This window comes from Methanobrevibacter filiformis (assembly GCF_001639265.1).
Classification (GTDB): domain Archaea; phylum Methanobacteriota; class Methanobacteria; order Methanobacteriales; family Methanobacteriaceae; genus Methanacia; species Methanacia filiformis.
In genome coordinates, this window is sequence record NZ_LWMT01000284.1 from 1 (window position 1) to 26686 (window position 26686).

Annotated in this window: 19 protein-coding genes, 7 tRNA genes and 1 pseudogene; 12 read left to right on the plus strand and 15 right to left on the minus strand. The window is 27.2% G+C overall.

All coding sequences use genetic code 11. The features are described 5' to 3' along the window. Positions 1-213: 213 nt before the first annotated feature. Positions 214-531, minus strand: a complete 318-nt coding sequence (locus MBFIL_RS09420) for a nucleotide pyrophosphohydrolase (RefSeq protein WP_066973889.1) — start codon at positions 529-531, stop codon at positions 214-216. 90 nt (positions 532-621) lie between these two features. On the opposite strand from MBFIL_RS09420, the gene MBFIL_RS09425 reads away from it, so the two are divergent. Further along, on the plus strand, positions 622-891 hold the full coding sequence (locus tag MBFIL_RS09425) for a hypothetical protein (RefSeq protein ID WP_066973891.1): 270 nt from the start codon (positions 622-624) through the stop codon (positions 889-891). Between the two features lie 101 nt (positions 892-992). On the opposite strand, the gene MBFIL_RS09430 is transcribed toward MBFIL_RS09425, so the two are convergent. The 11 genes from MBFIL_RS09430 to MBFIL_RS09480 all read right to left on the minus strand — a co-directional run bounded on the left by MBFIL_RS09430 (position 993) and on the right by MBFIL_RS09480 (position 6209). Beyond that, positions 993-2573, minus strand: a complete 1581-nt coding sequence (locus MBFIL_RS09430) for an ATP-binding protein (RefSeq protein WP_066973893.1) — start codon at positions 2571-2573, stop codon at positions 993-995. 285 nt (positions 2574-2858) lie between these two features. Then, a complete protein-coding gene (locus MBFIL_RS09435; RefSeq protein ID WP_066973895.1) occupies positions 2859-3488 on the minus strand; it encodes an MBL fold metallo-hydrolase in 630 nt (209 codons plus the stop codon). A gap of 120 nt (positions 3489-3608) precedes the next feature. Then, positions 3609-3748: transfer RNA gene (locus tag MBFIL_RS09440), tRNA-Trp, on the minus strand. Positions 3749-3789: 41 nt separating this feature from the next. Further along, positions 3790-3861: transfer RNA gene (locus MBFIL_RS09445), tRNA-Cys, on the minus strand. A gap of 150 nt (positions 3862-4011) precedes the next feature. Next, on the minus strand, positions 4012-4419 hold the full coding sequence (gene hjc / locus MBFIL_RS09450; protein ID WP_066973898.1) for a Holliday junction resolvase Hjc: 408 nt from the start codon (positions 4417-4419) through the stop codon (positions 4012-4014). Between the two features lie 258 nt (positions 4420-4677). After that, positions 4678-4753 (minus strand) — tRNA-His (locus MBFIL_RS09455). A gap of 55 nt (positions 4754-4808) precedes the next feature. Continuing rightward, positions 4809-4892, minus strand: a tRNA-Leu gene (locus MBFIL_RS09460). 90 nt (positions 4893-4982) lie between these two features. Beyond that, positions 4983-5057, minus strand: a tRNA-Glu gene (locus MBFIL_RS09465). 86 nt (positions 5058-5143) lie between these two features. Beyond that, a tRNA-Ile gene (locus MBFIL_RS09470) sits at positions 5144-5217 on the minus strand. Positions 5218-5223: 6 nt separating this feature from the next. Then, positions 5224-5296: transfer RNA gene (locus MBFIL_RS09475), tRNA-Asn, on the minus strand. 214 nt (positions 5297-5510) lie between these two features. Then, the gene (locus tag MBFIL_RS09480) at positions 5511-6209 is read right to left on the minus strand and encodes a zinc ribbon domain-containing protein (protein ID WP_066973900.1); all 699 of its coding nucleotides are present in this window, start codon (positions 6207-6209) and stop codon (positions 5511-5513) included. Between the two features lie 346 nt (positions 6210-6555). On the opposite strand from MBFIL_RS09480, the gene MBFIL_RS09485 reads away from it, so the two are divergent. From MBFIL_RS09485 to hisE, 4 genes are all read left to right on the plus strand, one after another. Beyond that, positions 6556-7572: a radical SAM protein gene (locus tag MBFIL_RS09485; protein ID WP_084266383.1), complete on the plus strand. Its 1017-nt coding sequence runs from the start codon at positions 6556-6558 to the stop codon at positions 7570-7572. A gap of 354 nt (positions 7573-7926) precedes the next feature. Then, complete coding sequence (gene gatB / locus MBFIL_RS09490; protein WP_066973902.1) at positions 7927-9282, plus strand: Asp-tRNA(Asn)/Glu-tRNA(Gln) amidotransferase subunit GatB; 1356 nt, start codon at positions 7927-7929, stop codon at positions 9280-9282. A 116-nt stretch (positions 9283-9398) separates the two neighbouring features. Next, a complete protein-coding gene (locus tag MBFIL_RS09495; protein ID WP_157078749.1) occupies positions 9399-10214 on the plus strand; it encodes a CBS domain-containing ParB/RepB/Spo0J family partition protein in 816 nt (271 codons plus the stop codon). Positions 10215-10270: 56 nt separating this feature from the next. After that, positions 10271-10561 carry a phosphoribosyl-ATP diphosphatase gene (hisE, locus tag MBFIL_RS09500; protein WP_066973904.1) on the plus strand — a complete coding sequence of 97 codons (291 nt, stop codon included), beginning with the start codon at positions 10271-10273 and terminating at the stop codon, positions 10559-10561. A gap of 79 nt (positions 10562-10640) precedes the next feature. On the opposite strand, the gene MBFIL_RS09505 is transcribed toward hisE, so the two are convergent. Together MBFIL_RS09505 and larB are read right to left on the minus strand one after the other, a co-directional pair. After that, complete coding sequence (locus MBFIL_RS09505; RefSeq protein WP_066973906.1) at positions 10641-11258, minus strand: GNAT family N-acetyltransferase; 618 nt, start codon at positions 11256-11258, stop codon at positions 10641-10643. 22 nt (positions 11259-11280) lie between these two features. After that, positions 11281-11694: pseudogene (larB, locus tag MBFIL_RS11035) on the minus strand (nickel pincer cofactor biosynthesis protein LarB); the annotation flags it as partial. 1055 nt (positions 11695-12749) lie between these two features. Here larB and MBFIL_RS09515 point away from each other — a divergent pair. The 5 genes from MBFIL_RS09515 (at position 12750) to MBFIL_RS09535 (ending at position 22104) form a co-directional block, all read left to right on the plus strand. Continuing rightward, a complete protein-coding gene (locus MBFIL_RS09515) occupies positions 12750-13370 on the plus strand; it encodes a 2TM domain-containing protein (protein WP_066973908.1) in 621 nt (206 codons plus the stop codon). A 164-nt stretch (positions 13371-13534) separates the two neighbouring features. Then, positions 13535-15865, plus strand: coding sequence for a carbamoyltransferase HypF (hypF, locus tag MBFIL_RS09520; protein WP_066973910.1), 2331 nt, complete (start codon positions 13535-13537; stop codon positions 15863-15865). Between the two features lie 298 nt (positions 15866-16163). Continuing rightward, positions 16164-16367 (plus strand): helix-turn-helix transcriptional regulator, encoded by a 204-nt coding sequence (locus MBFIL_RS09525; protein ID WP_066973911.1) that lies wholly within the window; start codon positions 16164-16166, stop codon positions 16365-16367. Positions 16368-16421: 54 nt separating this feature from the next. Next, positions 16422-17237: a DUF4013 domain-containing protein gene (locus MBFIL_RS09530; RefSeq protein WP_066973913.1), complete on the plus strand. Its 816-nt coding sequence runs from the start codon at positions 16422-16424 to the stop codon at positions 17235-17237. A 904-nt stretch (positions 17238-18141) separates the two neighbouring features. Beyond that, positions 18142-22104 carry a beta strand repeat-containing protein gene (locus tag MBFIL_RS09535; RefSeq protein ID WP_066973915.1) on the plus strand — a complete coding sequence of 1321 codons (3963 nt, stop codon included), beginning with the start codon at positions 18142-18144 and terminating at the stop codon, positions 22102-22104. A gap of 470 nt (positions 22105-22574) precedes the next feature. On the opposite strand, the gene MBFIL_RS09540 is transcribed toward MBFIL_RS09535, so the two are convergent. After that, entirely contained in the window at positions 22575-23012 is a 438-nt protein-coding gene (locus tag MBFIL_RS09540) for an ArsR/SmtB family transcription factor (protein ID WP_394328424.1), read from the minus strand. A 645-nt stretch (positions 23013-23657) separates the two neighbouring features. Between MBFIL_RS09540 and MBFIL_RS09545 the strand changes: the two genes are divergently transcribed. Both MBFIL_RS09545 and dnaK read left to right on the plus strand, forming a co-directional pair. Continuing rightward, complete coding sequence (locus MBFIL_RS09545) at positions 23658-24275, plus strand: nucleotide exchange factor GrpE (protein ID WP_066973918.1); 618 nt, start codon at positions 23658-23660, stop codon at positions 24273-24275. A gap of 218 nt (positions 24276-24493) precedes the next feature. Continuing rightward, positions 24494-26362 carry a molecular chaperone DnaK gene (dnaK, locus tag MBFIL_RS09550; protein WP_066973920.1) on the plus strand — a complete coding sequence of 623 codons (1869 nt, stop codon included), beginning with the start codon at positions 24494-24496 and terminating at the stop codon, positions 26360-26362. Positions 26363-26686 lie beyond the last annotated feature (324 nt).

Below are 26686 nucleotides of genomic sequence, written 5' to 3' on the forward strand. Positions count from 1 at the left end.
AAAACACATTTAAAAAGTTTAAAACTAAAACACAAAAAATAGACCAAAAAACTAAAACAAAAACTAAAAAACATCTAAAACCATATCCAACAATCATAAACCTTTATTTTAATTATGGATAAACTCCTAAAATATAATGAGAGGATTATATGTTTATCTAGTCCAACAAATTTATATTTCTTCTTTTTTGAGCTGTAAAAAATAATTTCTATCCTATAAATTATAATATTTAGTGATTCTACCTTTTGATTTTTCAATGGGGTATTTCTTTTTGTTGATTTCAAGTTTATCATTTATGATTTTATCGATGTCTAAACCTAAAACATCTGCCATAGCTATAGAATAAATTAAAACATCTGCAAGTTCTTCTTTAACATCATCTAGTTTATAGTCATTAGACCATTGAAAGCATTCAAGAAGTTCAGATGATTCAATAGATATTGATTTAGCTAAATTTTCTGGAGTGTGAAATTGCTTCCAATTTCTATCATCTCTAAATTTAATGAATTTTTTAATTGTTTCTTCTTTCATCAAAATAACCTTAATATTATAATTAAATACTGTATTACATCCCATAATATTTAAAACTAAGCATAACTAAAAAGAATCAAAAAATAATTATTGCACAGCCAATCAGTTGAAAAAAAATTAAATTCAATAGCTTCTGCAATAGTTTCTACAATGAGAGTCTTAGGTCAAGCATTAAATCTAGGTATTATTACATTAGTTTTCACTATTATTTTAGGTTCTGTTGAAATTTCAATGAATATTAAGCAAGGTTTGATTGAAAGTTTTTTCTTAATAGCTATTATTTCATTAATTCTATGTATTTTAGCTATTTTGCTTCAATTTATGGTTATAAAAATAAAAAGGATTAATATGCTGGAATGAAATACTAAACTACAACAAAATATCTTCAAAATTAGCGAATAATATACTTATCATGAGATTTCTTGACACAGTCCTTAAAAATAGATTATTGGAAATTCTCATTAAATATTTAGGAATTCTAGATGAGATTTAACTGTGCGGTCTCCAAATGCAACACCAAGAAGAACAACATTGTAATCTGTGTAAGGAGAATAGTATTTTTTATCCTTAATTTGTGAGATTGCTTTATCAACCATCTTATCTAAGGATTCAATTAAACTATATTTAATTTCAATAATAACTACAAGATCTCCTTTTTTAAGAACTGCATCAAGCCTACCTGTGGAAGTTAAAACTTCACCCTGAATAAAAAAACCCATTAACTTAAACCATGAAAGTAACATACCATGATAAAAAGACTCAATTAAATCCTTTTCTTTAATATTACCATATAATAAAGATGGAATACTGCTAATTAAATTATTAAATGAATTTTGTAAACCAGTATTATCTATTTTAATAATTTCATCTAAAATTTTACGAGCTAAAAAAATAACATCCAGACTATCATTATTAGTATATTCTGTAATTATTGAAGTAAACAAAGAATCATTAACTTCTTTATTTGGAATATCTAATGTGTAAGATGGAAGCTCCCCTAAAACAATATCTACTTCTTTAATAGTTAAATAACCAGTTTGTAATAATAATGTGGTGAAATCCAAATTTTTTAAATGAAAATTAGGAAATGTCCCATGAATAGTCTTATTTGGATTAAACAAAACATTTATATTGTTATTATTATTTCTGATAAAATCTATTAAAAAAGAAGGTGTTCCACTTTCAAACCAATAATTATTAAACTGACCATTAAAAAATAATGATAAGATAGAATAAGGATTATACACCCTATTTTCACCATCCCAAGAATAACCATTATACCATTCTTTAATTAAAGACAACAAATCACAGTTAGAAATATTATTATCCTCACTAAATTTAGCTATATAATCTTTAAAATAATATTCTAATTCTTCTTGAGTGTAACCACAAATACAAGGATAAGTAAGAGTAATATCAGTCACATTATTAAGACCAGAAAAGATAGATGTTTTAGAGAATTTTGTAACACCTGTTAGGAAAATAAATTGAATGAATTTTTCACTAGACTTTAAAACACCATAAAAATTATTTAATACTTTACGATTCCCATTAGCCATATCAAAGTCATTTATCTTGTCTATAATTGGTTTATCATATTCATCAACAAGAACAACAAGTTTTTTACCAGTTTTATTATATATGCTTCTTATTAATTTAGCAAAATTATCTTTTAACAATTCTCCAGATATTTTTATTTGATATTCTTCTGCTGTTTCTTTAATAAAGTTATTAAGTGATAATTTTAACTCATCACTAGTATCATAACTTTTTTCTCCTAAATCTAATTTAATAATTGGATAACTTTTTTCCCAATCCCATTTATCATAAATATACAAACCTTCAAAAAGTTTTTTATTTCCTTTAAACAGTTCTTCTAAAGTACTAACAAGTAAAGACTTACCGAATCTCCTAGGACGTGATAGGAAAAACTTTTTTCCAGGTTTATAAATTTCATAGATAAATCTTGTTTTATCCACATAGATATAACCATCTTCAATTAAATTAGGAAATGTTCCAATATCCAAAGGTAAATCTTTCATAATAATCATTATCTTCTAGTTTAAAAATATCATTTTAATAAATTCATGTTTTAAAAATTTGATTAAATATAATACATAATTATGAGAATGTTATGATTTTAATGATTAATATAATTTTCCTGTGGAATTTTAAAAGTTTAAAAAAATAATAACTAATATTATTAAAAAAAACATGTGATTATCTTGTTAAAAATGCATTTTCAGAATTAAGAAAATGGTGTGAAGATTATAAGATTCTGAGAATAGAGAATAAAATAAATCTAGCCAGTTAATTTTACATTGCCATTAAATCATGGTTTTGAAGAGATTATTTGCCATCTCTATATGTTTTTTACCATCTATTGTCCAAAAACCATGTCCAGGTAATAAGTACTTAACATCTAATTTTGATAGTCTTTCTAAAGATTTTCCCATATCTTCAAGATTTCCACCAATGTCCAATCTTCCAAATCCACCATTTGAAAATACTGTGTCACCAGAAATTAAGGTTTCTCCATTCCATAGACATATTCCTCCATGAGAATGACCTGGTGTGTGAAGAACTTCAAAATTAACTATTTTATCTCCTTCTTTAAGTTTTAAATCTACATCATGCCTTTTAATAGCTTCACTAAAAATAGATGTAGCTGCAGTTAGCGGATCATTATCGTGCTCAAGAGGAGGAGCATCATCTTTATGAATAGCTACCTTCGCATCTTCAAAAAGGTAGTTTCCACCTACATGATCAAAATGACAGTGAGTATTAACTATCATTTCAATATCTTTTGGATTATAATTAATGGTTTTAAGTTCAGAGTATAAGTAATCTTGATTCATACCTGTTCCAGTATCAATTATAATATTATCAAGCAAATAAGAATTAGAATCAAAATTTAGTCCTTGAATAAACCATATATTATCAGTTATTTTTTCCATTAAAAGTCACTCCATATCCCTTATAATTGTGAATATAATAGAAAAAAACTTGAATGCTTGAAATATGCCTAAAATAAGAAATAGCTATTAAAATTAGTTAAAAAAGATAAGTATAAAAAGTGGGGTCACAGGGATTTGAACCCCGATCCTAGGATTTCTCATGTCTCAGTACTCCAATCGATCATCATACTGTCAGACTTACGCGTATTTCTTCAAAGACAACTGGAGTCCCAGATGATGCCAGGTTACACTATAACCCCTTAAGATACAAACTTATAAATCAATTACAACCGTAATCGAAAGCCAAGGGAGAGATTTGAACTCCCGTGTAGTGGATCTGCAGTCCACCGCTTCGCCTCTAAGCTACCTTGGCGTAATGAAAACTTTTGTTTGATTACCTATTTAAACTTTGTGATATGAAAATCCATAAGTCAAAATCGTAATATGAATATTAAATACAAGTAAATATTAAATATAAACAATATTCCAAAGATTTAGCATTAAAAAATTTCATATTTAAGGTTTAAAATTTAACTTGAACATCTTTTCCAGCAATTTCATCAATTTCAAAGCCAATTTCTAAAGCAATGTTTTTTTCTACTTTATAATTATCATTTCTAGTTCTCTGTATTTTATCTGGAGATAAAAATAGCCATTTAGTATGTTTAAATTTAACACCTAAGAATGGATCAGCTCCAAAAAGGTCTGAAAATTCACATAATGCATTAATTTGAATTGAATCAATGTAAATAACTTCTTTAGATGTGGATTTTACCTCAATAGCTAGATATTTTTTACCATTTCCTGCAACAACATCTGGAAGTGGTTTTTTAGTAGCTCCACCTGAAGCTGGTGCTCTCATAGCTGCAAATTTTCGATCCCACAATTTATGAACTAAATCTCTCTCTTCTGTAGATCCTTTTTTAACCATACTGACAAATCCATCGAATAATAAAAATCATGAAGGAATTTTATTATCTCCTAAAATATAATACTTTAATTTTATATGAATTATATGTACTTATTAATATATTATGTTTTTAATATAAATAATCTTATCCCTAGCATTTGAAAAGTAATATTTAAAGTAATATTTTTGAAAATAATAAAGTAAGGAACCTTAATAAATAATATTTTATAAAAAATAGGAAAGTCTGTAAATAGCTTAAAAAAAGTTTTCAATTAAAAATGGGGCCGGGGCCGAGATTCGAACCCGAGTCGCAGGATCCACAGTCCCGTAGGATAACCGCCTACCCCACCCCGGCATTTGACATATGTATTAAAACTTTAGCAAAATAATATTTGAAATAAAACTTTTAATGCGGGAGCAGGGATTCGAACCCTGGTAGACCTGCGTCAACAGGTCCTAAGCCTGTCCCCTTTGACCAGCTCGGGCACCCCCGCATAGGATTACAAAAGAAAAGGCTTCCTCATTAATATTTTAAACCTAATATTAGATATAAAGTAATAAAATTAAATTATAAAATTTATAGATGCTCCGGCCGGGATTCGAACCCGAGTCTTCGGCTCGAAAGGCCGAAATGATTGGCCGGACTACACCACCGGAGCATGACATGAACTAGATATTATATATAAATATTAAAAAACATTGGATTAAATAATACCCATAATAGCGATATTAGATGCAGAAGCAATGGGCCCAATGGGATTTGAACCCATGGCCGCCCGGTTATGAGCCGGGCGCTCTACCTGGCTAAGCTATGGGCCCAAAGAACGCCGTCGACAGGGCTCGAACCTGTGACCAATCGGTTAACAGCCGAACGCTCTACCTACTGAGCTACGACGGCACCTGAACACCCAAACCTAAAAAAAGGTTCACTCAATTAATTTATAATTTAATATTCAATATGATTAAACAGTAAATTAATGTTGGTTTTCATAATATATAAATCTTTTGATATTTTTCCATTATAAATACCTTAAAAGCACTATGAATTGTTCGTCTTTATGGAATCAATAATCAGTTATTAAAAAACTATTAATAAAAATATTCAACCTGTCCTACAATGACAAGTATGCTGATATAGCCGCTATCATAATAATAGCTATTGGAATAGATTTAAAAAGACTATTTTTATTCTTAGTTGCTACTAGTATATAAATCAATGCTATGAAAAGTGAAATAAAAATTCCAATAACAGAAAAAATCCTATTTAAGATGGCTGTTAAAATAATGAAAATAAGTGCAGTAGCCACTATAACATCCCATTCAATAGAATGCTCCTTAGTAACCTCTTCAAGATCATATTTAGAATTATATTTAGATTCTGAAAAAGATACATTGTTCCTTTTATTTAAAACATTAGGATTACGATGATATTCACGATTATATAGAGTAGAACTCTCATTAGAATAATTATTATTATTATTATTATTATTAGGAGGATCTAAATAACTAGTTTTATTTGAATTAGAATCTGTAGCAAAACTTTTAGAATCGGAAGAAACATATTTCTCCTTAATAGATTCAGTATTATAATTATCAGTATTATTATTATTAGGAATACTATTAATACCATTATTAGGAATATTACTAATACTATTATTAGGAATGTTAGGACTATTTTCTACTTTAAACTCATTATTAGATGAATAATTCTTTATATTATCATCATGAATCAGAGGTAAAGCTTTTCCACAATTATAACATTTCAATGATCCATTAGCATTTTCAGTGCCACAATAACTACAAAAAACCATCAAGCCACTCCAATCATTTTGTTAATCTAATTAAATGTTTAACTATTGTTTATTTAATACAAATATATTTATTTAATATTAATATTACATTTAATATTAATATATTTAATATTAATATATTTAATATTAATATATTAATATTAACATATTTAGTTATAATATTACAATTAAATATTGTATCAATTATAATTTAATAATATTGTATTAGTTATAGTTAATATTTGTCATTTATAGTTAATATAAATTTATTTAATTGTAATAATAAATAAATATAGATAAGAATAATGAAAGAGTATAATAATAAGTAAATAATAGAGAATTAAGAATTTAAAAGCTATATGATAAAATGAAGAATATAAATATTATAGATAAGATTAAAACTAACGAAATCCTCCCATTAATAGCTAAAGCCGATAAAATTACTACTAAAAATCATGGAAATACTATAACATTAGAAAGAGCTATTTTTCTTTCATGGTGGTGTAGTAAAGGAGATTGTAGTTTTTGTTATATGAGCACTCAAAAAAATAAGATAAAAGATCCATTGAAAGCAAGAAGAAAAGTTGATGGAATCATTGCTGAAGCTGAAATGTGTGATAGATTAGGTTGGAACATCGAATTTTTATCTGGAGGATATGAAAGCTTTAAAACTGCAGAAATCAAATCAATAGCTGAAAATATATATGAAATAACAAAAAAACCAGTTTGGTTAAACATAGGAATAACAGATGATTTAGATAGCTATTCAAATGAAATTATAGGGATAACAGGAGCTATTGAAACAATTAATCCTGAATTTCACAAAACTGTTTGTCCAAGTAAGCCAATCGATGATATAACATCTATGTTACATAATGCAGAAGATTTAGGATTTAAAAAAGCTATTACAATTATATTAGGACTTGGGGAAAGTGTTGATGATATTGAATATCTTATAGACTACATTCAAATCAATAAAATTGATAGGATAATATTCTATTCATTAAATCCACATAAAGGAACTATTTATGAAAATTCTTCTCAACCATCATCACTTTATTATAGTAGTGTAGTTTCAACTATTAGAATTACGAACCCTAAAATCGAAATTATCTGTGGAACATGGGAAGATAACCTTGGAAACCTTGGAACATTAATTCTAAGTGGTGCAAATGGAATAACTAAATTCCCATTATTTAAAATGTTTGGAACAAAATACGGAAAACGAGTTGAAGAAGAAGTGAAATGGACTGGAAGGCAGTTACAAGGAACTTTTACAGATACTACTAAATTAGGAGATCCTACTAGCAAATTCAATAATAAATTAAACATTTTTATTAAAAGATACATTGATGAATCATTAAAAGATAAATTTAAGAAATAAATTTATAGTTATTCAAAGGATAATAAAAGAATAATAAAATGTAATAATTTCTTTTAAGAACTTAGGAAAAATTTATATTTTATAAAATAATTAAATAATTAATTATTAACAGATAAGAATTCTTAAAAAATAAATTAAAATAAGTCAGAATTAATAATATATTAAATTAAAATAATAAAAAAGAAATTAGAACAACAAAATAATTAGAAATAAACTAATTAGAATAATAAAATAAATTAATATATTAATAATAAAAGTATTAATTCAGAAAATTGATTATTTTAACCAATTATTAATAATTATTATTCAAATCTTTAATTATATAATCCATCACTTGGAGGAATTACTATTAACATGAAATGTGGGTTAGAAATACATGTACAATTAAAAACTGAATCTAAATTATTCTGCAATTGTCATACCAATTACCAAGAAGTCCCAGCTAATACAAATATTTGCCCAGTGTGCTTAAATCAGCCAGGAGCAAAACCTTATCCAACTAATAGAAAAGCTATGGAAAATGCTTTAATGATATCTTTAATGTTGAATTGTAAAATAGATCAAGGAATAACCTATTTTATGAGAAAACATTACGATTATCCAGATTTACCATCTGGTTACCAGAAAACTTCTGTGCCTATTGGATATGAAGGTAATTTAAATGATGTTAGAATCAGAGAAATACATGTAGAAGAAGATCCTGGGCAATATAAACCAGATAGAGGAATTGTCGATTTTAACAGGTCTGGAATCCCACTTGTAGAAATTGTAACTGAACCAGATATGCATTCACCAGAAGAAGCTAGAAATTTCTTAAGAGATTTAATTAGAGTTCTTAACTATAGTGAAAGTGCTCGTGGTGAAGGAACAATGCGAGCAGATGTTAATGTATCTATTGAAGGAGGAAATAGAGTTGAAATAAAAAATATTAACTCTATAAAAGGTGCATACAAAGCTCTAAAATTTGAATTAATCAGACAAAAAAATCAGTTGAGAAGAGGAAAAGAAATTCAACAAGAAACTAGAGCATTTGTAGAATCATCAATGACAACAGTTTCAATGCGAATGAAAGAAGACGCTGATGATTACAGATTCATACCAGATCCAGATCTTCCTCCAATGAAAATAGAAACAAGTAAAATTGAAGAAATTAAAGAAATAATGCCTGAAACACCATATAGTAAAGTAGAAAGATTTATAGATAGCTATGGTATTGATAAAGAAACTGCAAAAGTTCTGACATCTGAATTAGAGCTAGCTAATGCTTATGAAGAAGTAGTTAAATCAGTTGATCCCAAAATTGCAGGATTATGGATGAGAGACGAACTTAAAAGAGTTCTATCCTACAACAAAATAGAATACAAAGAAAGTAGTATAAATCCTGAAAATATTGTAGAATTCTTAGAAATGCTAAATAAAAAAGAGATAACAGCTAAAGCAGGTCAAAGAATTATAGAACAAATGCCAAAGAATCCTAAAACACCAAAAGAAATAGCTATTGAATTAAATCTAACTGGAATTGTAAGTGATGATGAAGTTCAAAATGCTTGTAAAATAGCTATTGATGAAAATCCGAAAGCAGCAACAGATTACAAAGAAGGAAATGAATCATCTTTAAACTTCTTAGTAGGACAAGTAATGAAACAGACCAGAGGAAAAGCAGACCCTGGAGAAACTGTTAAAATATTAAAAGGAATATTAGATGATTAAATATTAGGTAATTAAATATTAAATAATGAAGACAGCATAGCCCACAAAAATAATGAAAATAAATATAATCATGATAAAGAATTAATAATAGTGTCAAATATAGATAAGAAGGGATTATAGTGAGTAGAAAATCATTAGTAAAAGATTATATGACAAGAAATGTTATCAGTGTAAAAAAAGATACATTAAATGAAGATATAATAAAAATAATGAACGAAACAGGACATGACGGATTTCCTGTAGTTGATGATGATGAAAAAGTCCTTGGAATTGTAACTGCATTTGACCTTTTAATGAACGAAAGAGGAGATTTCGTTAAAGATATTATGTCTACAGAAGTCGTTGTAGCACAAGAAGAGATGAAAATCAACGATGCATCAAGAGTAATGTTTAGAAAAGGAATTTCAAGGTTTCCAGTAGTAGATAGGGAAGAAAAACTAAAAGGAATCATAACAAATATGGATATGGTTAGATCACATATAGAAAGATCTACACCAAGTAAAGTAGACTACTTTAAACAGACTATTGAACAGCTATACGGAATTAAAACAAGTTTAAACAAGAAAAAAGTAGAACTAAAAAAACTCAGACCTACACAAGACAAAATATTTGCTGATGAACTGGAAGGAAGATATTACGAACTTCAAGGAGGATTGTCAGAACCAGCAATAGTAATTAAAACTGGAAATAGATGGGTACTTGTAGATGGTCATCACAGAGCCGTTGCAGCAATTCAATTAGGCTATGATTTCGTTGATGCCTATGTAATAGACCTCGAACAAGATTTAAAATTAGGAATGGAAAAAACAGCGGAAAAAAGTGGAATATATACTTTTGATGATATTGAAAAAATTGAACATACTCAACACCCATTAATAGCTGTTACAGAAAGTCTACAAAAACAACACAACAATGAAGAAAACGATAAGTAGAACAATATAACTATAAAATTAATGAAGAAATAATCAATTTAACTGGCGTGCTTTTCATGGTAGATGAAAAAATTATAAGGGATATATATGAGTTACTTGAAAATAGAAGAGATAACCCAATTAACTCATACACATCTAAAATAATGAAAGACAGCAACAAAAAAGCTGAGGATAAAATCCTAGAAAAAATAGGTGAAGAAGCCACAGAAGTTATAATAGCTTCTAAAAATAATGAAAATCTAGTTGAAGAGTCCGTAGATCTTATATTCCATAATTTACTTCTTTTAGTCTATAAACAAATTCCGTTAGACGATTTACTAAAAGAATTTGAAAAAAGAAACAAATAGTAACACTGATTTCACAAAATTTTTGAGAAAAAAATTTTGCAAAATCTTATCCTGCAAGTTTGTAAAATCATAAATACAATTAAACAATATATTCCATATTATACATTCCTCTTTTTCCATTAAAAATTCTGTCTGTTCGTTTGTTAAAAATTTTAAAGCCAAATTTTTTATAGATATCAATAGCTACTGAATTATTTAGTTCTACATCTAAGACAACTCTTTTAAATCCTCTTTTTTTAGCTATTTTTACTGTTTCATTTAAAAGAACTTTTCCATAACCTTTACCTTGATTTTCAGAGTCAATAGCTAATTCTGCTAAATATAAATCATCAGAATTAAATTTAGCCAAGACTAAATAATCCATAATCTCAATAAATATAAATTTTAAAGCTAAATCTAATCTAAGATTTTTTAAAAGAAAAATAGCTGTAGATAAGAAACTATCTTTCCTACCTTTAACAATTAATAAAAGCCCTATTAAATTCTGCTCATTATCGATTAAAACAAGTGTTTTAGAAGAATTTCTACTATTTCTATTAATTATTGTATTTTGAACTATTAATCTTCTTTTAATAGCAGAAATAGCTAAATCTCTACTTTTAAATAATCTTAAAAAAGTTGAATAATCAACAGAAAAAATAAGTTCAGCTAATTTAAAATCGTCATGTTTATTAAGATTAAATTCTTCAAGTATCAATTAAAACCTTACTCCTGAATATTCAGCCTGATTTCATGTTATTTATTATTGTCAATGCAAATACAGCAGCTCCAAAACCATTATCAATATTAACAACAGCTAGTCCTGGAGAACAAGATTGGAGCATTGAATATAAAGCAGCTTTCCCTTCACTTCCTATACCATAGCCTACTGAAGTTGGAATACCTATTACAGGAATATCAACAAGTCCAGAAACAACTGAAGGTAAAGCTCCTTCCATTCCAGCACACACTATAATTACTTTAACATTCTCCTCAATCATTCTAGCTATTTTAGGAAACAATCTATGTATTCCAGCTACTCCAATGTCATAAGAAGCTATTACATCACAGCCCGTAGATTCAATAATAACTCGTGCTTCTTCTGCTACTGGAATATCAGATGTTCCTGCTGTGACGATTCCTACTTTATATTCATTGCTACTATCATCGACATTAACACTATCATCATCAATATCATTACTAACATCAACACCATTATCATCAATATCAATATTAACATCATCAACATTATCATCAATATCAATATTAACATCAACACCATTATCATCAATATCAATATTAACATCATCAACATTATCATCAATATCAATATTAACATCATCAACATTATCATCAATATCAATATTAACATCATCAACATTTCTAATATCAAATAAAGTACTAGTTTTATCTGTATTTTTAGAAATCATTTTAGGTCTAGCTAAAGGAAGATCTTTCAAACCATCAATATCATCAATAGTAGAAATATTACTAGAATCACCATTAGTTGAATTAATAATATTTATATTTCTTTTATTATTTCTATCGACTTCTTCATCCTCAATATTTTTACCTGAAATAACTAAAATTCTTGCTTTTTTATTATATTCAAAGGTAAAATTATGGTGAAATAAATCATAAGTCTTATTATAATTATAATTGTTATTAGAGCTAGTACTACTGCTAGTACTACTTTTTTTAGGCTTTTGTTTTTGAAATAAATCGCTGATTACTTTATTATAAATATCTTCTTCAAGTCTTGTAATAAGAAGCTTATTTAAATCATTGTTTTTTGAAAAATCCTCATCCTTTAAATGTGATGTTATAATTGCAAGTAAATCATCATAATCTTTCCCATATGCTAAAATTGCTTCTGGAAAACCTGTTCTAACTTGTCTTGAAGAATCAAAATTAGCTATTTCATTAATTTCTTTAATATTATTGGCTTTCAAACGATTTACAGCATCATTAATGCTGATTTTATCATCTAAAAGATCCTTAAGTATATCTCTCATTTTACCATACATTATCCAGTTTATTATCCAATATTTATATTAAAAATATTATATATTAATAGTTATATTAACCAAATAATAAATATTTTGAATAATAAACAGAAAGATTAAGAAATAAAATTGAAAATTAATTATTGATTAGTAAATATTACACAAACTCATTAAATATTAAATTTCAGAACTCAAAGATTAATATGACTATTGATACTACATATCAAAGAGCTAAAATAATAGTAGAACACACAAGAGAATTATATTTCCAAATATTACTTTTTACAGGCTTATTCATATTTATAGCCATTAGAACTACAGCAAGAGGTGTAAGTTATCCTAATCCAAGCTTAATATATATGAATAATCTTCCACAGCCTAGTTACATCAATTTTATTCAAAGCCCATTATTTCTATGTATTTATGTAGGAAGCATTTTTCTCTTATTTTCATTATACAAATATTTAAAATTATATTTTCTAAAAAGAAGCTTTAAAAATAAAGAAAAAAGAGATAAAAAGCTTAAAAAGTATATGAAACTCGATAAATTTCCTACAAGAGAAGAAATAGAAAATAAATTCAAAGAAAACAAGCATAAAACAAAAAAGAAGTTTTATAGGCAATTAGTTCAAGTTGTAATTATCAATATAATTTTATTTATTGTGAATTTATATTATATTCATCTAATGTTTATAGAAATAATCATGATATTTTCAATATTAAGCATAGTTTACAGACATATACTCATATTCCATTTAGAAAAAATAGTTTTTGGCAAAAAATGGGAAAATAATAAGATTATTGAATATATTAAAGAATATTAGTCAATAGATAATCTTAATCCACTGATAAATAATGAGGATTACTAATAATTCTAAATATTAACAATAATTAATAAAGCTAATTAATAATTAATAAAAACAAAATATAAAAGTATATTAATTGTAAAATATAAATATATAATACTTCAAAATTATAAAGGGAAAAAATGAAAACAAGTAAAATTTTCGTTGAAGGAATTGTGCAAGGAGTTGGATTTAGACCAAATATTTATAGAATAGCTATTAAAAATAATATAAAAGGTTACGTTAAAAATCAAGGAAATGTAGTTGAAATAGTTGCTCAAGGATCTAAAAAAGATAGTGATAAGTTCATCCAGGAACTAGTAGATGAAAAACCACCTGTTGCGAAAATAAACTCAGTGAAAACAGAAGAAATAGCTAATGAAAAAGAATATATCAGTTTCGAAATACTTAAAAGTTCATCAGAAGTTTCAGGATCTTCTGTTATTCCACCAGATTTAGCAGTTTGTGATAATTGTTTAAATGAAATGAGAGATAAGAGTAATTTTAGATATAACTATCCGTTCATCGCATGTACTGACTGTGGACCTCGTTTTACAGTTATAAAAGATATTCCTTATGACAGAGAAAATACTACAATGGACGAATTCCCCTTATGTGAAGAATGTATCGAAGAATACACTAATCCATTGGACCGGCGCTACCATGCAGAAGCAACTTGCTGTGATAAATGTGGACCTTTATTAAGGTTATACAATAGTAATTCAAAGGAATATATTATAACAGACAAACCTAAATACATTTCCACCTCAAAAGAAATAGTTAAAAAAGCAGCACATTTATTAGATGTTGGAAACATTTTAGCTATTAAAGGAATAGGTGGAACTCATCTTGTAGCAAGTGTCACAGATAAAAAAACATCTAAAACCCTTAGAAAATGCTTAAATCGGCTAAATCAACCATTTGCAGTTATGAGTCCTGATATAGAAACAATAGAAACTTATGCTAAACTTAGTGAAAATGAAAAAAATAGCCTAAAATCTATTGAAAGACCTATTGTAGTGGTCAAAAAAAGTAAAGACTATTATTTTGAAGATTCTGTTGCACCAGTACTACATAATATTGGAGTAATGCTACCTTACTCACCATTTCACCATATGTTGTTTGAACATACAGATTCTCCTGCTTATATAATGACCTCTGCGAATATTCCTGGAGAACCTATGATGATTGAAAATAAGGACATAATGGAAAATCTATCTAAAATAGCTGATTATTTCTTATTACATAATAGAAAAATAGTAAACAGATGTGATGATTCTGTTATTAGATATGTTAATAACCACCCTTCATTTATTAGACGATCACGAGGTTATGCCCCATCACCTTATAATATAAGTAAGTACACAACAAATAAAAATATTTTAGCTCTTGGTCCAGAGTTAGATGTGACTTTTGCTATTGTGAAAGAAGGTCTTTGTTATATATCCCAGCATATTGGAAATACTAATAAATTTAAGACTTATCAATTCCTTCAAGAAGCAATAACTCATTTAATGAATATTACAGCTACAAAAGAATACGATATAATAGCTTGTGATATGCACCCCCAATTTTTCACTACTAAATTAGCTCATGAACTTAGAGAAATCTATAATTGTCCAGTAACCACTGTTCAACATCACCATGCCCATGGAGCAGTTCTTGGATATGATAATAATATAGATGAATTTGTATTTATTGCTGCTGACGGTGTAGGGTATGGTGAAGACCATAGTGCATGGGGAGGAGAAATATTTTACACCAATATGGACTCTTTTGAAAGATTAGGCTCATTAATACCTCAAAAAATGCCTGGAGGAGACATATCCACTAAATATCCTATAAGAATGCTTACTTCAATTTTAAAACAAGAGTACGATGAAAATAAACTTAAATCATTATTAATCGCAGATTATAAAGATTATTTCCAATATGGAGAAGCAGAAATTGATAATGTTTTAAAACAGCTGAATAGTGATTTAAATGTTGGAACAAGTACAAGTACAGGGCGTATCCTTGATTCTATTTCTGTTGCACTTGGAATATGTGGCGAAAGAACATATGAAGGAGAATGTTCAATGAAATTAGAATCAATAGCTATTAAAGGAGACAATAGCTTAGAGATTCCGTATGAAATTAAAAAAGAAAATAAAATTCCAAGACTCGATACAAGTAAACTATTAAAAGAAGTTATTGAACTTAAAAAATCAGGAGAAAAGATAGCTAACATTGGAAAAGCAAGTCAAATTGCATTAAGTAAAGGATTATCTGAAATAGCTATTGAAATAGCTGAAAAAACAGGAGTTAAGACAATAGGAGGAACTGGTGGAGTATTTTACAATGAAGCTATTTCAAAAACAATAAAAGACAATGTTGAATCCAATGGATACAAATTTATTCAACACAAGAATTCTTGTGCTGGTGATGGATCATTATCTCTAGGTCAAGCTATTATTGCTTCAAAAAGGATTTAAATATAATTAAATGAATAAAATCAATTTAAATTAATAGAAAAATTAATTTAATTAAAAGAATATATTTAAAATTAATAATATCTTCAATAATAAAATATTTAAAATTAATAATAAAAGCATTTCTTATTTAGAATGGTTATTTTATAAAACAGTAAAATGAAACTTAATTCATTAAGTTAGAAAATCTTTGATTTTCTAAACTTTATTTCATGACGAACATTAGAGAAATCTTCGATTTCTTGTTTTTAACAGTCTGTTTCTTATATTATGTAAAACTATATTCCAAGGTTTAATAGCTATGAAAACAATGATTAAATACTTACGTCAGGAAAAGGGAATAAATCAAGACAAACTAGCTGAGCAGGCAAATGTAAGTAGACAAACAATAAGTGCTCTTGAAAATGGCAGATACAATCCCTCACTAATTCTAGCATATACAATAACTAAGATACTAGGTTGCAAACATATAGAAGATGTGTTCTTATTAGATGAAGATAAATAGATTAAATAAATGAATAACCTAAATAAATATTTAATTAAGGAATTAGTGTTTATTATGATATTTGAAATCTTTAAAGATTCATTTGAATATTCAATTAAGAATAGAAAGCATTTACTGAAATTAGGAATGTTAACACTGCTAAGTATAATATTTATTATACCAACACTATTCCTACAAGGATACACTTACAGAATAACAGTTATTGGTGTTAATGGTATGATTAATGGTAATGATCCATTACCTAAATTTGATAAACTACTGAAAATGCTTGTTGAAGGAATTAAAATAGCTATTGTAAGGTTTATTTACCTATTACCTGGAACTATAATAGCTATTTTATTTTTAACAATTAATTTGAATCAATTCACAACCTCAACAGGATATGATATTTCTCATATTCAAACACTCAATCAGACTATTATCTTAAATATGGCCCCAATTATTGCTAAAAATATTACTCTAACTGGAGGATTTATTGCAATAGCTATTATACTATGGATTGCTTTTTATTTAATTTCTGATATAGCTATTACTAATATGGTAAATAATAAAGGATCAATAATCCATGCTTTCAAATTTAAAGACCTAATATTTATTATAAAATCAATTGGTGTGTTTGAATACATTAGTTTCTATGTTGGAATTCTAATATTATTTAGTGGTATTTTATTTACATTTACATTACTTTTTGGACTAATTAACTCAATAATAAGTACAATTGCAATATTACTATCCTCACATCTTACAGGATCCATTGTTAGTGGGTTAATTGTTGGAACAATAGGTATATTCTTTTGTGCCTTTATAATACTTCCATTTTTTGTTATATTTAAAACCAGGATTGTGTCATTGTTGTATAATATGAGATAATTATTAATAAAAAGGGAAGGAGTTACACAACTTAATGCACAGATTCATAAATAATAACACATATTCCTATTAATGATTATTGAAAATAATTAAAAATAGTTTTTTAACTTTTTAAGATTATCTAACAATTAATTTTAACTTTTAATTTATTAAAATATTTATTACTAAAATTATCCATCATTTAAGAATAATTTATAAAAATATAATTAGATTAATCTTTAAAATCTAATATAAATATAACATACTTATTTTATTATCAATTATTAGACATTTATTTATCTAAATTTTGCTTAATTTTCATTATTTTTTGTAATTAAATTCAAATAATTATTTATTTTATTATTAAATGTTTTATATGCAAAATAAAGAATCAAACGATTAAAATACAAAGTATTTCCAGCATACTTAACAAAAGTTGTATCATATGTATCTCAAATTTTAATTAGTCATCTAGAAGTAGTAAAAGTAGTGATAGTATTTTTATAATTGTTTTAGATGAAACACCATAGAATTAGTTTTAAGAGAATATTTAAAAAATTACTGTTTTTAATGATTATAGTATTAATTGTGCTAATTTTATACTTCACTGTCTTAACTAAATAGTAAATCTTTCATTAAAAGTTTACAGCATGTTTTATGCTTATCAAAATTATTTCATGTAAAATCCTTATAAACATAGTTAAGTATTTAACAAATAATAGACCATAAATATAACTATGTATTTATATTATAAAATAAAGTTTGTTTCTTGATATAATATTTAGTAATTTATCTAATATATTAAGAACTTATTTGTAAATACATGAAAAAGTTATAAAAAATTTAATAATAAAATGGAGGTGAAAATATAAAAAGAAAAAGTTTAATCGTTTCTATTACAGTAGTAATTATCCTTTTAGTTTCTATGAATTCTGCTAATGCTGCAACATTTTATGGTGATAATTCTACTTTAGCAGAAATACAAAATGCTATTAACACTGATTACTCTTTAACTTTAACAGGTACTTTTAATTTCCTAAAAGACCTGAATATCACTCATAACATTGTTATTAATGGTTTAGCCAATATTATTGGTGATGGAACTTCAAACTTATTCAATATTAATAGTTCAAATGTTCAGATTTATGGATTGAATATTTCTAATTATATTACAGCTATTGATTCAACATCAAGACTAATACTTGTTCAGAATAGTAATATCACTAATGTTACTAATGGAATTTCTATAAATGCTAACTCAACTGAGTATGGTAATACTGAGATTGATAACAATATTATTTCTACAGAAAATACATCTGTGTTTATTAATGTTTCTGGCAATGGTAATATTAGTACTGGTGGAGTAAACATCAACAACAATACTATTAATTCAAGTAATGGTACAGGTATTTCAGTATCTAACAATGCAACTGAACATTCACAAATAAGTAATATCAATATCCAGAATAATACTATAAATTCTGGAGATAACAGTGTGAATTTAACAGCAGGTTCCTGTAATGTTAATGGAGGTAATAGTGAAATTACTAATTTTAATATTAACAATAATAATATTAACACTTCTAAAGATGGCGTTTATATAGAGTCTTCTGCAAGTGGACAAAATACAATAGGTACTAATCAAAATGCTTCTGGTGGAAATAGTAGTGTTACTTATTCAAATATCCAAAATAACAATATTAACGCCGATACTGGTGTTGTATTGAGTACAAATGGTGGAGATGGTCAAAGTGACAATGGTACTGCTTCTGGTGGAAATAATGTTATTACTGGAATCAATATTAACAATAATACCATTGTAACTAGTAACAATGCCCATAATATTAGTAGTTCTGGAGGTAATGCTCAAAGTTCATCTGGTAATGCTATTGCTGGAAACAGCACAATCAGTAATCTTAATCTACAGAATAATACAGTTTACTCCAATAGTACTGGTGTAAGTGTAAGTTCAGTTGGAGGAGATTCAAGTTCAAATACTGGTACGGTATCTGGAGGCAGTAGTCAGATAAGTAATGTCAATGTTGGAAACAATGCAATTAACACTAATAATGACGGAATCGTCATATATTCAAGTACAGGTTCTAGTAATAGTACTGATGGGAATATAATTGGTGGAAATAGTTCAGTTAGTAATGTTAACATTAATAACAATGTAGTCCAATCAAATAATAATGGAATTAACATTAATTCAATAGCCAATATTGGTAACAGTACCAATGGTGGAGAAATTGGTGGAAGTACTATTTTAAGTAATATTAATATTCAAAATAATAATATTGATATTAATAATATTGGAATACAAATTGGTTCTAAAGTGCCAAATCCTTCTAAAACTCAAAATGGTTCAAGTAATATTAGTAATACTAATGTTATAAATAATACAGTATCTGATAACAATAATACTAATGGTTCTATATCATCTAATGATACTCCTGCTCTAAACATTAGTTCCACTACTCCAGATAATAATGGAACAGTCAGTAATACAGATGTCACTGGAAATAATTTTACCAACAATGGTGATGGAGTTAATATTGAAGGAAGCACAAATAACACAGATATAACCAACAACACATTCAACAACAACGGCACAGCAATCAACAACACTAACAGCACCAAGACAGACATAACCAACAACACATTCAACAACAACGGCACAGCAATCAACAACACTAACAGCACCAACACAGATATAACCAACAACACATTCAACAACAACGGCACAGCAATCAACAACAACGAAACCAATAACACAGGCATAACCAATAACACATACAGTAACAACGACACAGCAATCAACAATACCAATACCAACAACACAGATATAAGCAATAACACATTCAACAACACCGACACAGCAATCAACAACACTGGAACTAACAACAATACAAACATAGCAAACAACACATTCAACAACAACGGCACAGCAATCAATAGCAATGGAACAAATGACAACAAAAACGTTTCAGGAAATACATTCAACAACACCGACACAGCAATCAACAACACTGGAACTAACAACAATACAAACATAACCAATAACACATTCAACAACAACGGCACAGCAATTAATAGCAATGGAACAAATGACAACAAAAACGTTTCAGGAAATACATTCAACAACACCGACACAGCAATCAACAACACTGGAACTAACAACAATACAAACATAGCCAACAACACATTCAACAACAACAACACAGCAATCAACAACACTGGACACACAAATAATACAAATATAGCTAACAACACATTCAACAATACTGGCACAGCAATCAACAATAATGGAACCACAAATAACAAAAATGTTTCAGGAAATACATTCAACAACACCGACACAGCAATCAACAACACTGGAACTAACAACAATACAAACATAGCTAACAACACATTCAACAACAACAACACAGCAATCAACAACACTGGACACACAAATAATACAAATATAGCTAACAACACATTCAACAATACTGGCACAGCAATCAACAATAATGGAACCACAAATAACAAAAATGTTTCAGGAAATACATTCAACAACACCGACACAGCAATCAACAACACTGGAACTAACAACAATACAAACATAGCTAACAACACATTCAACAACAACAACACAGCAATCAACAACACTGGACACACAAATAATACAAATATAGCTAACAACACATTCAACAACAACGGCACAGCAATCAACAATAATGGAACCACAAATAACAAAAATGTTTCAGGAAATACATTCAATAATACTGACACAGCAATCAACAACACTGGACACACAAATAATACAAATATAGCTAACAACACATTCAACAACAACAACACAGCAATCAACAATAATGGAACCACAAATAACAAAAATGTTTCAGGAAATACATTCAATAATACTGGCACAGCAATCAACAATAATGGAACCACAAATAACAAAAATGTTTCTAACAATATTTTTGATAATAATGGTTCTGCAGTTGTCATAAATGGTACTGGAGATAATAATACTGCTAGCGGAAATTGGGCAGGGAACAATTGTACAGATAACTTCAAGAATGTTACTCTTTTAGATTATTATGTCATAGATGTATCAACAATCGTAGCAACTGGATATGTTGATGGTCAGTGGAAAATACATTATGGATTCCATTTAAATGGTACAAATGATACTGGAAATCTTAGTGCTATCCCAGATTTTACAACAAAAATAGTGGACATATATGGTAATGTATTAGCTACATTTTCAGGTAAAGAAACAGATGATTTCTATCTTAATATTCCAATATCAAATGATACAAAGCTATATGTGATAACCTGTAAAGATACAGTTGTTTTAGGTGTTAATTCCTTTAAAATACCAACTAAAATAAAAATAACATCAGATAATCCTGTAGTTAATAAAAGTTTGAAAATAAATGTGGAATTAAAAGATAAGTTTAATAAACCTCTTGCAAATAAGAGTGTATATTTACTTATAAATGGAAAAAAAGTTTCTAATGGATATACTAATGAAAATGGAATAGCTACGTTCTATTATAAAGTAAAACAATCAGGAAAACTTGTTCTTGGAGCAGAATACGAAAATGACTATAAATATTTGAACTCTTCTTCAAATAAATCACTGATAATTAAAAAAAATGATTCTAAGAATAATAATTCTAATAAAAATACATCAAATAATAATAATAACAGCAAAGACAAAAATGACAATAAGAAAAATAACAACAAAGACAAAAATAACAGTAAAGAAACTAATAAATCCTACTATGTGAATAATGGTGTTTCCAGGAATGTTAAAAGTGCAAATACAGGAAATCCAATGACTATACTTTTAATAAGTTTATTAAGTATTATAATAATTGTTAAAAGAATCCGTTGACTAAATGCACATCATAGAAAAAATATAAAATTTAAATTTTTTAATCTCTATTATTTTTTAAGAGATTTTCTTTTTTTATTTATTAATCATATGTACACTTCTTATTTTATGTTAAGTTTATATCTAAAAACATACAATAATTATTTAAGCAGTTATTAAGTTTTATTGGTTTTATTAGTTTTTTGTGAGGATATTAATGAATAAGTAAATAGAAAGCTAAGAATAATTAATTATCCAAAAAACTTAAATATTATTTATTATTTTACAGTTAAACTAATCTAAATATATAAAAAATTTATCTATAACTACCTATAACTAAAAACTATTCAAATTTTTGAAACCATATGTTTTTCAACTAATATAAACTTAATATAGAGTGAATTAATAGCTAAATTAACCAAATACTTTCAATTGCTACATAGTTCATTTACCATACATTTCATTACTACATATCCTTCAAAAACATCCCATTACAACTTAATTGTTCGTTTTAATATATATTCTGCTCTTTTTTTTAGATTATCATATAATCTAATTTGATTTTTTAACTCTTCAATAGCTTCCCATTGCCCTTGATCGATTCTTTTTTCTATATCTAATAATTTAGACCATTCATCGCCAGAAGGTAGTTGTTTTAGATTTAACATGTCTTCTGTGATTTGAATATCTAAAGAATTTTTTGTGATTGTGATATTAATGTTTAAGTCATTTGGCATGTCATAATACTTACGAGGTCTTCCACGAACTATTTTTTTAAATGAAGAGGTTAATATACCTATTTCTTCCATAGCTCGAAGATGCTCTATAATTGCTTTCTGACCTATCTCCAATTCTTTAGAGATTTCACTTACAAATTTAGGTTCTTCTCTAAGGAGATTTATTATTTCCCGTCGGGTACGACATCCCATAACATCAAGAATATCCTCTATACCTACATCATCAAAGGGATTTTGGGAATCTTTTGAGTTTTGAGATTTTTGTGAATTATCTGACATTGTTTGTTATTATATCTTTTAACATTTATATAACTTTTTGTTACTTTAATCTATTATATAATACTTCAATATTAGTATATAATTAATTTATATAATAATGAACATTAAAAAAAACAGTGCCTCTTGAACTAAATAATGTGTAATATAAGAGTTAATATAAAAAAATAACATTAAAATAAATAGCTATTAAAAAAATAATTAGTTCAAATGAAAAACAAACAAAAATAAAACCATTATTAAATAGCTAAATGTGAAATAAAACTGTATTATTTATTAAATAAGAAATTAATAAAAATATACATTTTATAACTTTTGGTTATTAAAAATAGAAAACTTTATATAACATTTTGTTACTATAATATATTGAGAAAGATAACTTTTTGTTACTATAATATAGTAGATTACTCATCTTTAAAATTAACCATGTAGATCACATAGTTCAAGATGAAACTTAAAAAACCCATTTAAACAATCCTATTAAATAGAACAAAAGTATTTTTCTTACTTCGATAGTCCATATTATGATATTATCAATAGAAAATAATAAAAGGTGAATTAATGGCTAATGAGGATAAAAAGAAAAAATCAGATGAAAAACTAAAGAATACTGAGTCTGATCCAGAGCTTAAAGATGAAAAGCTTGAAAAAAAGAATAAAGATTCAGAAAAAAGTGAGGAAATAGAATCTGATGAAGAAATAGAATCTGATGAAATAGCTATTTTAGAAGAAGAACTTCTAAAAAAAGATGAAAAATTAGCAGAATACCAATCTCACCTTCAAAGACTTCAAGCAGACTTTGAAAACTTCAAAAAGCAAAATGAAAAGCAAAAACAAGACCTTGTTAAATTTGCAAATGAAGGACTTATTTTGAAAATATTAGACAGCTATGAAGATTTAGGTAGGGCCTTGGAAAATGCTAAAACCAAAGAAGACCTAAAAAAAGGATTAGAACTTATTTATTCAAAAATGAAAAACACCTTAGAAAAAGAAGGAGTAAAAGAAATTCCAGCAAAAGGTGAGAAATTCGATCCATTTAAACATGAAGCTTTAATGGCAGAAGATAGCGAAGATCATGAAAATGGAGAGATTATAGACGAACTTATGAAAGGATATACATTAAAAGATAAAATAATCAAGTATTCCAAAGTTAGAGTCTGTAAAAAACCTAAAAAATAGCTAATAATAAATAAAAAAAGTTAATAATAAATAAAAATAGCTAATAATAAATAAAAAAATAGTTAAAATAGATAATTACTAAAAAATCAACTTTATTTAATTATTAATTAAAATTATACTAAAATCTGTTATTATAATAAAATATTATTATAATAAAAAATTACTAAAAACTAAAATTAAAAACTAAAATCATTAAAAAAAATATTAAGGTGACAAATATGGCAGATAAAAAAGAAAAAATTATTGGGATAGATTTAGGAACAAGTAATTCTGCAGCTGCAGTGCTTGTTGGTGGGAAACCTACAGTTATACCAAGTGCAGAAGGAGCAAGTCAATACGGAAAGGCATTTCCAAGTTATGTTGCATTTACTGATGATGGACAAAAATTAGTAGGTGAACCAGCAAGAAGACAAGCAGTAACTAACCCTGAAAACACAATTAGTGCAATTAAAAGAAGTATGGGTACAAATCACAAAGTGAAAGTTCAAGGAAAAGAATATACTCCACAAGAAATATCTGCATCCATATTACAAAAAATTAAGAAAGATGCTGAATCATTCCTTGGTGAAGAAGTTAAAAAAGCAGTTATTACAGTTCCAGCATATTTTGATGACAACCAAAGGACTGCAACAAAAGATGCAGGTACAATAGCTGGACTTGATGTTGTAAGACTTGTAAACGAACCAACAGCAGCAAGTTTAGCATATGGAATTGACAAACAATCTGAGGATGAACTCGAAATTTTGGTATTCGATTTTGGTGGTGGAACACTTGATGTAACCATTATGGAATTTGGTGGAGGAGTATTTGAAGTTAAATCCACTAGTGGTGACACTAAACTCGGTGGAACTGATATGGATAACACCATACTAAAATATTTAGCTGATGAATTCAAAAAAGAAACTGGAATTGACTTGATGGACGATGATCAAGCAGTTCAAAGACTTAGAGAAGCAGCAGAAAAAGCAAAAATTGAGCTTTCAACTACCTTAACAACTGAAGTAAACTTACCATTTATTACAATGGCTGCTGATGGTCCTAAAAACTTAATCAATCAACTTACAAGAGCAAAACTTGAAGAATTAGTTGATCCAATTATTAAAAAATCTAAAACTCCAATGGAACAAGCATTAAAAGATGCTAAAATGTCAAAATCAGATATTGACAAAATAATCCTTGTTGGTGGACCTACAAGAATGCCATCTGTACAAAAATTCGTTGAAACATATACAGGAAAAACAATTGAAAGAGGAATCGATCCTATGGAATGTGTAGCAATGGGTGCAGCTATTCAAGGAGGTGTTTTAGCTGGAGAAATCAAAGATCTCGTTCTTCTTGACGTTACTCCATTATCATTAGGAATTGAAACACTTGGGGCAGTTTCAACTAAATTAATCGAAAGAAACACTACAATTCCTGCTAAAAAAAGCCAAATATTCTCAACTGCTGCAGATAACCAAACATCCGTTGATATACATGTTCTCCAAGGTGAAAGACCAATGGCTGCAGATAACACAACACTTGGAAGATTCCAATTAGTTGGAATTCCATCAGCACCAAGAGGAATCCCACAAATCGAAGTAACTTTCGATATCGATGCAAATGGAATAATTAATGTGTCTGCTAAAGATATGGGAACTGGAAAAGAACAAGCTATTACAATTACAGCTTCAACTAAATTATCTGATGAAGAAATCGAACAAAAAGTCAAAGAAGCCGAACTAAATGCTGAAGATGACAAGAAAAAACAAGAAGAAATTGAAGTTAGAAACAATGCTGACTCCATGATATACACTGCTGAGAAAACAACTGAAGAACTAAAAGATAAAATCTCTGATGATGAAAAATCTAAAATAGAAGACCTTGTTAAAGAACTAAGAGAACTCATATCAAAAGACGACCTCCCAGCTATGAAAGAAAAAACTGATGAATTAACAAAAGTAGTTCAAGAAATAGGAGCAAAAATTTACCAAGAAGCAGCACAAGCACAACAAGCTGCTCAAGAAGCTCAAGGAGCAGATCCAGGAGCTGGAGATAATAATGGTGATGATGACACTATTGATGCAGACTACGAAGTTAAAAAATAGCTAAACAATAAAATACTTAAAAACAAGTAATTAAAGACAAATGATAAAATGATAAATAATAAAATCATTTGTTTTTAATCTAAAATATTTAATTTAAGCTATTTAATCTAAACTATTTAATTTAAGCTATTTAATTAAATATTAATTTATATTAATTTTATAGAAAAATTATAAATACCGAGTAAGAATAAAATATTAATAATATTTTTATTAAGTTTAAAAATTAAAGATATTTCTGTTAGATTTAATAAAAATTCTTTAAATTTAATTATTAGAAATTCAATTATAACCTTTTTAACTATTTATTTTTATTATATTACTTAA

Coding starts and splice junctions, on each gene's coding strand:
- MBFIL_RS09420 (WP_066973889.1), bottom strand. CDS start 531: ATGAAAGAAGAAACAATTAAAAAATTCATTAAATTTAGAGATGATAGA.
- MBFIL_RS09430 (WP_066973893.1), bottom strand. CDS start 2,573: ATGAAAGATTTACCTTTGGATATTGGAACATTTCCTAATTTAATTGAA.
- MBFIL_RS09435 (WP_066973895.1), bottom strand. CDS start 3,488: ATGGAAAAAATAACTGATAATATATGGTTTATTCAAGGACTAAATTTT.
- hjc (WP_066973898.1), bottom strand. CDS start 4,419: ATGGTTAAAAAAGGATCTACAGAAGAGAGAGATTTAGTTCATAAATTG.
- MBFIL_RS09480 (WP_066973900.1), bottom strand. CDS start 6,209: ATGGTTTTTTGTAGTTATTGTGGCACTGAAAATGCTAATGGATCATTG.
- MBFIL_RS09485 (WP_084266383.1), top strand. CDS start 6,556: ATGAAGAATATAAATATTATAGATAAGATTAAAACTAACGAAATCCTC.
- gatB (WP_066973902.1), top strand. CDS start 7,927: ATGAAATGTGGGTTAGAAATACATGTACAATTAAAAACTGAATCTAAA.
- hisE (WP_066973904.1), top strand. CDS start 10,271: ATGGTAGATGAAAAAATTATAAGGGATATATATGAGTTACTTGAAAAT.
- MBFIL_RS09515 (WP_066973908.1), top strand. CDS start 12,750: ATGACTATTGATACTACATATCAAAGAGCTAAAATAATAGTAGAACAC.
- hypF (WP_066973910.1), top strand. CDS start 13,535: ATGAAAACAAGTAAAATTTTCGTTGAAGGAATTGTGCAAGGAGTTGGA.
- MBFIL_RS09525 (WP_066973911.1), top strand. CDS start 16,164: ATGAAAACAATGATTAAATACTTACGTCAGGAAAAGGGAATAAATCAA.
- MBFIL_RS09530 (WP_066973913.1), top strand. CDS start 16,422: ATGATATTTGAAATCTTTAAAGATTCATTTGAATATTCAATTAAGAAT.
- MBFIL_RS09535 (WP_066973915.1), top strand. CDS start 18,142: ATGAATTCTGCTAATGCTGCAACATTTTATGGTGATAATTCTACTTTA.
- MBFIL_RS09540 (WP_394328424.1), bottom strand. CDS start 23,012: ATGGGATGTCGTACCCGACGGGAAATAATAAATCTCCTTAGAGAAGAA.
- MBFIL_RS09545 (WP_066973918.1), top strand. CDS start 23,658: ATGGCTAATGAGGATAAAAAGAAAAAATCAGATGAAAAACTAAAGAAT.
- dnaK (WP_066973920.1), top strand. CDS start 24,494: ATGGCAGATAAAAAAGAAAAAATTATTGGGATAGATTTAGGAACAAGT.